Raw genomic sequence first — 12,097 nt, forward strand, 5'->3', positions numbered from 1 at the left:
CGACGGGGGTGTGAGCAGATGATTGTATTGGAGAAACGGCCACAGCCGTCCAAGGCGTGGTCTTATGCGACCCCGCTTGTGGCGGTATTGGCGACGATGCTGTTTGGCGGCATATTGTTTGCCGTCCTGGGTAAAAACCCGGTTCAGGCCATCGGCACCATTTTCTGGGAGCCTCTGTTCGGTGAATTCGCCTTTTATTACCGCCCGCAGCTGCTGGTGAAGGGCGCGCCGTTGGTGCTGATTGCGATTGGCCTGTCGTTAGGCTTCCGCGCCGGTATCTGGAACATCGGCGCCGAGGGTCAGTATATCATGGGCGCCATCTTTGGTGCGGGGGCCGGGCTGGCCTTTTACCCGCTGGATGCCTGGTATGTCTTTCCGATCATGGTGATGGCAGGTGCGCTTGGCGGTTGGCTCTGGGCCTCTATTCCGGCCTTTCTGAAGGTGCGCTTTGGCACCAATGAAATTCTGGTCTCGCTGATGCTGGTATATGTGGCTGAACAGATGATGGCCTCGGTCTCGCTGGGACTACTGAAAAACCCCGAAGGGTTCGGTTTTCCGGGTTCACGCAATCTGCAATCCTATGAGAGTGCGCATAATGCCGAGCTGATCGCAGGATCGGGGATGCATTGGGGCGTTGTGACCGCACTGATAGCCGTGATCTTTTCCTATATCCTGCTGAACCGGCACATGCTGGGCTTTCACATCCGCCTGACGGGTGAGGCCCCGCGCGCAGCCAAATTCGCCGGGGTAAACCCAGCACGACTGATCCTGTTCTGTCTTGGCCTGTCAGGCGCACTGGCCGGGCTGGCGGGGATGTTCGAAGTCTCGGGCCCCTCGGGTGTTGTCAGCATCGACTTTAACGTCGGCTATGGCTTTACCGCGATCATCGTGGCCTTTCTGGGTCGACTGCATCCGGTGGGCATCCTGCTAGCCGGTGGTCTAATGGCGTTGACCTATATCGGTGGTGAAATTGCGCAGTCCCAAATGGGTCTTCCTGCCGCGGCTATTCAAGTATTCCAGGGGATGCTGCTGTTCTTCCTGCTGGCCTTCGACCTTTTGACCAACTACCGCATCCGTGCGGCCCGTAGCGAGGTGGCGTAATCATGGACCTAGGTGAGATTAATCCCGTACTTCTGGTCGCGTCACTGATGGTGGCTGCAACTCCCCTGCTTCTGGCCGCGATCGGTGAATTGGTCGTCGAAAAAGCAGGAGTTCTGAACCTTGGCGTAGAGGGCATGATGATCGTTGGCGCGATCAGCGGTTTTGCGATCTCGGTCGAGACTGGGTCGCCCTGGCTGGGCTTTGTCGCCGCGGCCATAGGCGGTGCAGTACTGTCCCTGCTGTTTGTGCTGCTGACGCAGGTGGCGCTGGCCAATCAGGTTGCCAGCGGCCTGGCGCTGACTCTGTTTGGTTTAGGGTTCAGCGCCCTGCTCGGTCAAAGCTACGTGGGGGTCAAACCCCCCAGCATGGGCGATATCCATATCCCGGTGATCAGCGATATTCCGGTGATTGGCCCGATCCTGTTTCAGCATGACCCGATCCTTTATGTCGGCATCGCTTTGACAGCGGCCGTCTGGGCTACGCTTAAATACACTCGCGTCGGACTGATCCTGCGCGCGGTAGGTGAAAACCACGATGCGGCGCATGCGCTTGGCTATAAGGTGATCAAGATCCGCATCATGGCGATCCTGTTCGGCGGTGCCTGTGCCGGGCTGGGTGGGGCTTATATCAGCTTGATCCGGGTGCCACAGTGGACCGAGGGCATGACAGCCGGTGTCGGCTGGATCGCCCTGGCCTTGGTCGTCTTCGCCAGTTGGAAGCCATGGCGCGCCCTGCTGGGTGCCTATTTGTTCGGCGGTATCACCGTGTTGCAGCTGAATTTGCAGGCAGCGGGCGTTGCCATCCCGGTCGAGTATCTGGCAATGTCGCCCTACATCATCACGATCCTTGTGCTTGTGATCCTTTCCGCCGACAAAAGCAGCGCACCTGCCTCACTCGGCCGGATATTCCATGCCTCGCATTAGACGGGGACAACTGAACCAACTTGGGGAGTAACACATGAAAATTACTACATTTCTGGCAAGCGCTGCCATGGCGCTGGGTTTGGCAACTACTGCCATAGCCGAAGACAAAACCAAGGTCGGCTTTGTATTTGTCGGCCCGGTGGGCGACGGCGGCTGGACCTATGAACATAACAAGGGCCGTCTGGCGGTTGAAGAAGAGTTCGGCGACAAGGTCGAAACCGTGTTTGTTGAATCCGTGCCCGAAGGCCCGGATGCAGAGCGGGTGATGACCCAGATGGCGCTGGAAGGTGCAGACCTGATCTTTACCACCTCGTTCGGATACATGGATCCGACCATCAACGTGGCCAAGAAATTCCCGAACGTGAAGTTCGAACACGCGACCGGCTATAAAACAGCCGACAACGTTTCGGTTTATTCGGCACGTTTCTATGAAGGTCGTGCGGTACAGGGCCATATCGCGGGCAAGATGACCAAGTCGAACATTGTTGGCTATATCGGGTCCTATCCGATCCCCGAAGTGGTCCGCGGAATCAACTCGGCCTATATCCACGCCAAGAAGGTCAACCCGGATGTCGAGTTCAAGATCATCTGGGCCTACACTTGGTTCGATCCGGCGAAAGAAGCAGATGCCGCCACTGTTCTGATCGAACAGGGCGCGGACGTGATCCTGCAGCACACCGACTCGACCGCACCGCAAGCAGCTGCGCAAGAGGCGGGCAACGTCATCACTTTCGGCCAGGCCTCGGACATGAGCGAATACGCTCCGTACCCGCGCGTCTCGTCGATCATCGATGACTGGGCGCCTTACTATATTGCACGGACCCAGGCCGTCATGGATGGCACATGGGAAAGCGCCAATACATGGGATGGCATCCGCGAAGGCATGGTTGCAATCGGCGAAATCTCGGACGCGGTTCCCGCTGACGTCAAAGAAGAGGCACTGGCGCTGAAAGCGGCCATGGCCGCGGGTGAATACCACCCCTTCACCGGACCGCTGAAAAAGCAGGACGGTAGTGACTGGCTGGCCGAAGGCGAGACTGCAGACGACGGTACACTGGCCGGCATGAACTTTTATGTCGAAGGCTTGCAAGGTGAGATTCCGCAGTAAGGCGGCACAGGATAACGCAGAAAGGCCCGCCATGTGCGGGCCTTTTTTGATTTTGCCACCTGTTTTATGCCACTCTTGATCTTCGATAGCCCGAAACCAGCGCCAAGCACATTGATCCGCGGCTCTACCGATCAACGAGGACCAGATGAATTCAAAACGCGAATTGCTGCAGAAACTGTTGAAAGGTATCGAAACCGGGGATGCCGAGGCCGCAGCCGTCGTCAACGAAGAAAAATACATCCAGCACAATCCCCAGACCCATGAAGGCAGCGAGGGGCTGGCCACGTTGTTTGCCCGCCTGTCGAAAACAAATCCCAAGGTTAAATTTGTTCGCGTTTTTGAAGATGGCGAATTCGCTTTTGCCCATAACGAATATGATTTTGCCGAAGTTAAGGCCGCGTTCGAGGTCTTTCGGTTTGAAGACAGCAAAGCTGTTGAGCACTGGGATAACATTCAGCCCCTGCGCGGCCCAAACGCTTCGGGACGCGGCATGCTTGATGGGCCAACTGAAATCACGGATATTGACAGAACCGAACAGAACCGGGAATTGGTCGACAACTTCTCGCAAACGGTCCTGATAGACCGGAAAACCGAGCGGATGAAGGCGTTTGTTGATGCGAACCTGATACAACACGATCCCGATGGTGTTGACGGCATCGACGCCTATCGCATGGTGCTTGAAGCTAGATCAGACGCGGAGTTGATCGTTCAGTATCACCGCGTCCATCGTGTGCTGGCAGAAGGGAATTTCGTCCTGTGCATGAGCGAAGGTGCCAGTCACGGAAAACATACCAGCTTTTATGATCTGTTTCGGGTCGCAGACGGAGTGATCGTCGAGCAGTGGGGCACTATGGAAACCATAGCGCCCCGTAGCGAGTGGAAGAATGACAACGGCAAATTCTGATCTAAGTAAGGGCCGTTAATGCCCGGTCAGAACCAGCGTGTTCACCGGCATCAGGATCAAACGCAGGCGCAGACCCGCCGCATGAACCACGCCGATCGTGTCGACCACATGCAGGAAAGCAGAGTGCCAAAAGCCCAAATCTTCATGCTCCAGCCGCTCGTGGTTATCGGTGTAGACATTCGCCAGACAGTTGCTGCCGGGCGGGATATCATCCGCCATGCCCTTATAAAGCGGTTCAAAATAAACCAGGATCGAGCCCGGCACCTTGTTGGACTGCACGTCTCTCAGCTCGTCTGACGGGCGAATTTGTCCCGATGGGATCACATCCTGAACTTCGACCACCACAACCGGAATAACCGTGAACGGCTTGGTCATGCAGCCCAGCTCTCCGACCATGCCGGGCTTGATAACCTGCGCCGACATCTGATTGAACGCAGCCTGAAAGCGGTCATGCCCGGAATTTGACGGCACAAGAATACCTGCTGGACGCAGCAAAGGACTGACGTAATCGCCAACCTGAAGGCCGAACTGTTCAATCCTCCCCGTCACACCCGCGTTGATCACAGTCTTATCCAGCTCGGTCAAAGCAGCATCCAGGTTCGCATTGGCGCTGGCCAGTTGGGCCGGGATCAGCTCTTCGATTTGCTGTACGACGGCAGCGCGTTGCGATTCAGCCGCAACCAGCTTGGCCTCTCGTTCAGCGACAAGGTTTTCCAGCCGGTCAATCTCGGCCAGGCGGACGGCGCTTGACCCTTCGTCCCGCAGGGTCGTATTGCGTTGCAAGTCCTCCAGCGCCTGATCCAGCGCCGCTTTTGCGCCCGCGATCCCGGCGGCGGCCTCGGCCAGATCGGTCTCCGCGACTTTCAGTGACGCCTGAACTTGCGCGATCTGCGCATGCGCTGCCTCAACCATTGCAGTCTGAGTAAAGTCCTCGATCCGGAAGATTGGCTGCCCAGCAACGACCTGTTGGTTGTTGGAGACATAGACCTCGGACACTCGCCCACCCAGTTGCGGCAAGATCGTTACCGTGCGGAAATACGACGCCGCAGTTTTGCTGGCCGGGTGAAAATAGAACAGAGTGGTGATCACGGTCAGCGCCATAATGGCACAGGTTGTCAGACCCCAGCGCAACTCGTACCACATGGTGAATAATGTGATCTCGTGCCCGATACGTTTTCCCTGCACAAAGCGGCGGAACAGATAATCAGGCAGCACTGTAACCAGCGCGCACATCAGTGTTTCAAGCATGTCCTATTGCTCCTGCTGCGCGACGGGTTCGGGGGATGGAACGGGATCGGGATCAGCAGGCGGTTGCGGCGCCAAAGATCGGATCGCATCGGCAATGGCACGCAAGGGCGCACCTATGTCGGGAAACTGGAATCCGGCGACCAGAATGGCTGCAATCCAGAACAATCCATTATGAGTGAACAAAGCCAGCAGCGCAAGAATTCCCACAAGCTGAAACTGCGGGTGGTTGGATTCATGCGCGAGCTTTTCGGGGATCGAATGCAGGGTGAAATAGCCAACGCCGATCAGGATGATTACCACAACCGTGAAAATGAACATGACCGTCAAAAGAAAATCGCTGCCATCCGCCTGGGTCACGTAAGACGGAATGTGCCCCGTGGCCAATGGGTGTAAATCTGCTGTGCTCACCCTGCCCTCCTCTAATTGCTTTCCACTTCTTTGGATGGGTTGATGCGCAAATTCAACCCTGCTTAAAGTCTCAATTAGAATTCTACGGTCGTGCACGACGCATTCGACGTCAGAAAATCACGACTGCGGCCAGCAAAGGGGCGACATGATAGATTTCCTGATTATCGGCGGCGGTATTGCCGGGCTTAGCGTGGGCGCGCGGTTGTCAGAGCGCGGCCAGGTCACCGTGCTCGAAGGCGAAGAGGCGCTGGGCTATCACGCATCAGGCCGGTCCGCGGCTATGTTTGCACCCGCCTATGGTCCGCCTGCTGTTATTGCCCTCAACCTTGCCAGCGCAGCGCATTTTGAGACGAATGACTATCTGTCGCCACGCGGCTGGGTTCTGATCGGCGGGAAAGACCAACACGATGTGTTTCACCGGGATGCCGATCAACTTGGCGGCCGACAGATTTCCTTTGACGCGGCACAATCCCTTATCCCGATCCTGAACCCCGAAACCGTCGGGTTCGCGGCGCACAGCGACAGTGAACAAGATATAGATACCGACCGCATGATGCAGGATTTCGCCCGGACGATCCGTGGGAATGGTGGATCCGTTCTGACCCGGCAAAGCGTCACGGCAATTCGCAAACATAGGCACTGGATCGTCAAGGCCACCGAGAGCTTTGAGGCACGACACATCGTCAATGCAGCCGGCGCCTGGGTTGACGAAATCGCGGCGATGGCCGGTATCGCGCCGATTGGTATCCAGCCGCGCCGCCGCTCAATGGCCCGTATCCCGGCCCCCGGCGGGCATGACTTGCGCGCCTGGCCCATGATGTTGGGTGCGGGCGAAAGCTGGTATGCTAAACCCGACGCGGGCAAATTGCTGGTCTCACCTGCCGATGCCGATCCGACCGCTGCCCATGATGCATTTGCCGATGACATGGTTCTGGCCGAGGGCTTGGCCCGGTACGAGGCAATGGTCACCGAGCCTGTGACACGGGTCGAAACCAACTGGGCGGGCTTGCGCAGTTTCGCACCGGATGGCAGCCTGGTTTTGGGGCCCGATCCGACCGATCCTACGTTTATCTGGTCTGCCGGTCAGGGTGGTTACGGGTTTCAGACGGCCCCTGCTGCATCCCAACTGGTAGCGGATCTGACAGTCGACAACCAATCAAGTCTGGACACGGCGACCATCGCCTCTCTGAGACCAGACAGGTTGCACAGATGAACAAGCGCCCGTTACCCTCCAACGCCAGCGTCGCGACTGTAGGAGAGAACGGTCAGTTGGTCGCTCCGGCAGCCAGCCGTAACGTCGGGGCTTTGTGCGATCTTCTGGACCAGTTCGCCCCTTTGACCGGACAAGCGCTGGAACTGGCAAGTGGCACCGGTCAGCACATCGCAGCCTTTGCCGAGTGCCGCCCCGGCATGCATTGGCAACCCAGTGAGGTTGAATCCGAACGGCGGGCCAGCATCAATGCCTACACCGCGGGCCTGCCGAATGTGTCTAAAGCAGTCGCTCTGGATGCAACCATCGAGGGTTGGCATCAGCCGTTTGGCGGCAGGGATCTGATCGTTCTGATCAATCTCTTGCACCTGATCAGCTGGGCCGAAGTGGAAACGCTTGTCGGCGAGGCGGCGCAAGCACTGAACGCGAATGGTCGGTTGGTCCTCTATGGTCCCTTCATGCGAAACAATCGCCTGACCAGCGCAGGGGATCAACGATTTCATACGGCTCTGGTCCAGCAGGATGCTGAAATCGGATATAAAAACGACGGAGACGTTTCTGAGCTTTTGGCCAATCACGACCTGAAAATCCTGGAAGTCGCGGAGATGCCTGCAAATAACCTGGCCTTCATCGTGGAAAAATCTAACACCTGATCCAGATCAAAGCCCGACCGAGGCCAACTAAACATATTCCAAATACACGATGTTAAATGGAATGTAGCATGCCCTGGCAGGAAAAGATCAACGACACGCGAAAAGGTCTTCGCAATTTGAACGGCGCAATCCCTGATACCGCCCGCGCCTTCGGTGCGCTTGGCGCGGCGGTCAAGCAAGGCGGAACGCTGGACTACAAGACCAAAGAATTCATCGCTCTTGGCATATCCGTAGCGGACCGATGCGAACCCTGTATCATGCTGCACACCGAAGCTTTGATCAAAGCCGGCGCGTCACGTGACGAGATTTCGGACGTTCTGTCCATGGCGGTTCAGATGGGGGGCGGGCCGTCGATGATGTACGCCTCTAAGGCGCTGGACTGTTTCGACGAGCTGAGTGCATGAAAAAAGCCCGCGTGCTGCGGGCATTTGAAGGCGGCACCAAAAAGGTGCCGCCGTTCTTATCCAGATCAGCCGTCCTTGCGGATGACCTCGTTTTTCGGATCATAGGGGCTGTCGCAGGTGACGACCGCATCCCACAATTTGTCCTGAAGCTTGACCTTCAGCTTGGTGCCTTCGACCGCCAGGTCGGGTTTCACATAGCCCATGCCGATGGATTTCTCGAACGCCACCGAATAACCGCCCGAGGTCAGACGACCGACGCGTTCACCTTCCGGCGTATACAACACTTCACGGCCCCACGGATCGGCATCCTCCGGTCCGTCGATCAGCAGGGTGCAGCATTTCACGCGCACGCCAGTCTCTTCCAGCTTGGCCTTGCCATAGAAGTCTTTGGACAGGTCGACAAAGCGCGGTAGGTCGGCTTCCAGCGGGGTCGCGTCGCGGCCCAGCTCAGTGCCGAAGGCGCGATAGGATTTCTCCTGACGCAGCCAGTTCTGGGCGCGGGCACCGACCAGCTTCATGCCATGCTTCTCACCGGCTTTTTCCAGCAGGTCGAACAGGTAGTTCTGCATTTCGATCGGGTGGTGAAGTTCCCAACCCAGCTCACCGGTATAGGCCACGCGGATCGCGTTGACCGGGCACATGCCCAGTTCGATCTGACGGGCCGACAGCCATGGGAAACGCTTGTTGGACAGCGCGGTTTCCGGATCGGCGTCTTTGATGACCTCTTTCAGAACGTCCCGCGACTTGGGTCCGGCGATGGCGAAGACACCCCACTGAGTGGTCACGTCCTGGATCTCGATATAGCCGAACTCCTCCATCTTGTCCTCGGCCGCCTTGCGCAGGAAGTCGGCGTCATACTCGGTCCATGCGCCGGCAGAGACGATATAGTAGTTGTTCTCGCCATTGCGAACGATGGTGTATTCAGTGCGGGTGGTGCCGTGCGATGTCAGCGCGTAGGTCAGGTTGATACGACCGACCTTGGGCAGCTTGTTACAGGTGAACCAATCCAGGAACTGGGTCGCACCAGGGCCTTTGACGACATGTTTGGTGAAGGCCGATGCGTCGATCAGGCCAACGCCTTCGCGGATCGCCTTTGCTTCGTCAACGGCATGCTGCCACCAGCCACCGCGGCGGAACGAGCGGGCATCATGGTCGAAGTTTTCGGGTGCATCCAGCGGACCGAAGTAGTTCGGGCGCTCCCAGCCGTTAACCCAGCCAAACTGTGCGCCACGCGCTTTCTGACGGTCATAGGCCGGAACAGTCCGCAGCGGGCGGCAGGCAGCACGTTCTTCATCGGGGTGGTGCAGGATATAGACGTGCTCATAGCACTCTTCATTCTTGCGTGCCGCGAACTCGGTGGTCATCCAGTTGCTGCTATAGCGTTTGGGGTCCAGAGAGGCCATGTCGATCTCGGCTTCGCCATCGACCATCATCTGGGCCAGATAATAACCGGTGCCACCCGCAGCGGTGATACCGAACGAGAACCCCTCGGCCAGCCACATATTGCGCAGACCCGGCGCGGGTCCAACCAGCGGGTTACCGTCGGGTGTGTAGCAGATCGGGCCGTTGAAATCGTCTTTCAGACCGGATTCAGCACAGGACGGCACACGCTCGGCCATCGCCATGTACTGATCCGCAATCCGGTCCAGATCGAGCGGGAATAAGTCTGCGCGGAAACTATCGGGCACGCCGTGTTCGAACTGCGCCGGCGCACCATGTTCATAGATCCCCAAAATCCAGCCACCGCGTTCTTCGCGGGCATAGGATTCGTTGTCGGCATCACGCACAACAGGGTGTTCCGGGTTGCCCGCCTCGCGCCATTTGACCAACTCGGGGTCTTTGTCCATGACGATAAAGGTGTGTTCGACCGGGATCGCAGGCATCTTGATGCCCAGCATTTTCGCGGTCCGCTGTGCGTGGTTGCCCGATGCGGTCACGACATGCTCGGCGGTGATAACCACCTGCTCATCCGACGGAATGAGGTTACCGCCCTTCTCGACCATTTTGGTGCAGGTGACTTCCCAATGAGTGCCGGTCCAATGGAAGGCATCGGCCTGCAGCTTGCGAACGATCTCAACACCGCGTTGACGCGCACCCTTGGCCATCGCCTGTGTCACGTCTGCTGGGTTAATATAGCCGTCCTCGGTGTGATATATCGCGCCCTTCAGGTCCGAGGTCTCGATCAGCGGCCAGCGTTCTTTAATCTGGTCCGGAGTCAACCATTCATAGGCAACGTCACAGGTTTCGGCGGTCGACGCGTACAGCATGTATTCGTCCATGCGCTCCTGGGTCTGCGCCATGCGCAGGTTACCAACCACGGCGAAACCCGCGTTCAGGCCGGTCTCATCCTCAAGCTGCTTGTAGAAATCGACCGAGTATTTGTGGATATGCGTGGTCGCATAGGACATGTTGAACAGCGGCAGCAAACCCGCCGCATGCCAGGTCGAGCCTGATGTCAGTTCATCCCGCTCGATCAGCATGACATCGTCCCAGCCTGCCTTGGCCAGATGATAGGCAATCGAAGTGCCGACGGCGCCGCCGCCAACGACCAGTGCTTTGACTTGGGTTTTCATAGCCGGGTGTCTCCCCTTGGAATCTGTTGCCACCATATGGCGCAATCAGCGCCCACCGCGCGACATTCATCCGACCAGTGATATAAAAAAAACGACCCTCAGACATCTGGGGGTCGTTTTTCCTAAAAGTTTTGAACTTTCTCAGCCGCCAGACAGCGAGCAGGTCTTGCGCGCATCTTTGAAGGCGCATTTGCCCGAAGACCCTGCTCCACCCTTGTTCACACGAATCTCGGATGCTTCGTTCACACGTTTCCCAGAAGCATCGGCAGTTTCTGAACCTTTAAAAAACGACTTCAGGCCGCCGAACAAACCGCTCGAGCTTTTCGGTTCGACCTCTTTTTCTTCCGACCCACCCGTTAGCTTCCCGAAAAGTCGCCCAAAAACACTGCCGCCAGATCCATCCGCATCTGCGTTTTCAATTTCCAGGCCAGCCAACCCTTTGCGATACCCGATCTGGATCAAATCATCCGGGGATTGGATATTGTTTGCCGTCAGATCGAAAGCATCAGATGGCAACCCGTGTTGTGCCGCCATTGTATTGGCAAGCAAGGCCAACCCGTTGATGTTTTCGATCCGCAACTGAGCAATCTCGCTGCGCAGCCGGGTGAACTCGGCCCGGACTTCGGCCATTTGCAAGGCGCGCTCAATGCCGCCATCCGGGTCGGTAACCGCCTCGTTTCCTACACCAGGCACCGGCCGGCTAAGCAACGCGTTCATCCCATCATAGTCAAGCTGGCTGAGGAATATGCGCACATCCTGCTCCGGGGCATCCGTGTACATCTCAACACGGATTTCCTCACCAAGACCCAGGGTGCCCGTATAGATCTGGAACCCAACCGGCTGTGTCAGATCCGTCACTTTGGCAGTGATCATCGACCAGACTTTACGGACATCGAGATGGATCGGGCTGTACTCTGCTTCGACGAACTGAAAATAGGCAACGCCCCCGATCACACCGAACGGAGCATAGTTGCTGGCGCCGAAATCCATCGAGTCGATCGATCTTGCGATATTGCCCGCAAGTGAATCCGCGGAAGCCTCCTGCCGCAGTTTGATCTCAATCCAGTAAGTGTGACCAGCCTTTTCATAAACCCAGCTTACCTTATCCAGTTTTTTGGCCTGTATTTCAGCTTTTTGAACAGCCACCTTACTGGCAAGCGGGCGCGCGGCCTCACTGACTGATTTCAAGCCCCCCCCTTCACGCGCATCGAGCGTGAAGTCACTGTCCATTATTGCCCGACGCGAAAGCTCTGAATCCGGGACCGGCATATAGGGCTTGCCCCCTGCGCGCCAACGCTTCTGGCGGTCGCGTTCTGCCGCTTCGGCATCCAGTTCTTCATGATAAAGGGCGAACCGCGTTTTGAGCGTTTCCACATAGCCGTTTGCCGACAGCGTACCTTGGTGTTTCTTATCCTGCTGGTAGTAATCCAGCCCGGCGACAACCAATCCAACAATCAGCGCAAACCCGATCAGCCGCAACGCGTCCATCAAATTACCTCAATATTCATTCACTGCTTATTTCGCGCAGAATCTTTGAAAATTGAGGCATCCTTGTGGCTTAGATA

11 protein-coding genes are annotated in these 12,097 nt (G+C 57.2%); 7 read left to right on the forward strand and 4 right to left on the reverse strand.

Annotated features, from left to right (window positions below):
* Positions 1-18: 18 nt before the first annotated feature.
* The 4 genes from AC2FHW_RS18385 to AC2FHW_RS18400 all read left to right on the forward strand — a co-directional run bounded on the left by AC2FHW_RS18385 (position 19) and on the right by AC2FHW_RS18400 (position 4,036).
* Positions 19-1,101 (forward strand): ABC transporter permease, encoded by a 1,083-nt coding sequence (locus tag AC2FHW_RS18385; RefSeq protein ID WP_142638948.1) that lies wholly within the window; start codon positions 19-21, stop codon positions 1,099-1,101.
* 2 nt (positions 1,102-1,103) lie between these two features.
* Positions 1,104-2,024, forward strand: coding sequence for an ABC transporter permease (locus AC2FHW_RS18390; RefSeq protein ID WP_142638949.1), 921 nt, complete (start codon positions 1,104-1,106; stop codon positions 2,022-2,024).
* 34 nt (positions 2,025-2,058) lie between these two features.
* A complete protein-coding gene (locus AC2FHW_RS18395; RefSeq protein ID WP_271952554.1) occupies positions 2,059-3,132 on the forward strand; it encodes a BMP family ABC transporter substrate-binding protein in 1,074 nt (357 codons plus the stop codon).
* 145 nt (positions 3,133-3,277) lie between these two features.
* On the forward strand, positions 3,278-4,036 hold the full coding sequence (locus AC2FHW_RS18400; RefSeq protein WP_271952556.1) for a nuclear transport factor 2 family protein: 759 nt from the start codon (positions 3,278-3,280) through the stop codon (positions 4,034-4,036).
* Between the two features lie 15 nt (positions 4,037-4,051).
* Here AC2FHW_RS18400 and AC2FHW_RS18405 read toward each other — a convergent pair whose 3' ends face one another.
* Together AC2FHW_RS18405 and AC2FHW_RS18410 are read right to left on the reverse strand one after the other, a co-directional pair.
* Positions 4,052-5,284, reverse strand: a complete 1,233-nt coding sequence (locus AC2FHW_RS18405) for an HlyD family secretion protein (RefSeq protein WP_142638954.1) — start codon at positions 5,282-5,284, stop codon at positions 4,052-4,054.
* A 3-nt stretch (positions 5,285-5,287) separates the two neighbouring features.
* Entirely contained in the window at positions 5,288-5,692 is a 405-nt protein-coding gene (locus AC2FHW_RS18410) for a hypothetical protein (RefSeq protein WP_142638956.1), read from the reverse strand.
* 145 nt (positions 5,693-5,837) lie between these two features.
* Here AC2FHW_RS18410 and AC2FHW_RS18415 point away from each other — a divergent pair, with 145 nt between their 5' ends.
* The 3 genes from AC2FHW_RS18415 (at position 5,838) to AC2FHW_RS18425 (ending at position 7,959) form a co-directional block, all read left to right on the forward strand.
* A complete protein-coding gene (locus AC2FHW_RS18415; protein WP_496822422.1) occupies positions 5,838-6,905 on the forward strand; it encodes an NAD(P)/FAD-dependent oxidoreductase in 1,068 nt (355 codons plus the stop codon).
* A complete protein-coding gene (locus AC2FHW_RS18420; RefSeq protein WP_271952560.1) occupies positions 6,902-7,555 on the forward strand; it encodes a DUF938 domain-containing protein in 654 nt (217 codons plus the stop codon). The genes AC2FHW_RS18415 and AC2FHW_RS18420 overlap by 4 nt, the downstream gene beginning before the upstream one ends.
* Before the next feature lie 68 nt (positions 7,556-7,623).
* Positions 7,624-7,959 carry a carboxymuconolactone decarboxylase family protein gene (locus tag AC2FHW_RS18425; RefSeq protein WP_271952563.1) on the forward strand — a complete coding sequence of 112 codons (336 nt, stop codon included), beginning with the start codon at positions 7,624-7,626 and terminating at the stop codon, positions 7,957-7,959.
* A 65-nt stretch (positions 7,960-8,024) separates the two neighbouring features.
* Here the strand turns inward: AC2FHW_RS18425 and AC2FHW_RS18430 are convergent, their stop codons facing one another.
* Both AC2FHW_RS18430 and AC2FHW_RS18435 read right to left on the reverse strand, forming a co-directional pair.
* Entirely contained in the window at positions 8,025-10,532 is a 2,508-nt protein-coding gene (locus AC2FHW_RS18430) for a GcvT family protein (RefSeq protein WP_271952565.1), read from the reverse strand.
* 141 nt (positions 10,533-10,673) lie between these two features.
* Positions 10,674-12,020 carry a hypothetical protein gene (locus AC2FHW_RS18435; RefSeq protein ID WP_271952567.1) on the reverse strand — a complete coding sequence of 449 codons (1,347 nt, stop codon included), beginning with the start codon at positions 12,018-12,020 and terminating at the stop codon, positions 10,674-10,676.
* Positions 12,021-12,097 lie beyond the last annotated feature (77 nt).

It is taken from the genome of Ruegeria sp. YTSA108, assembly GCF_059610185.1.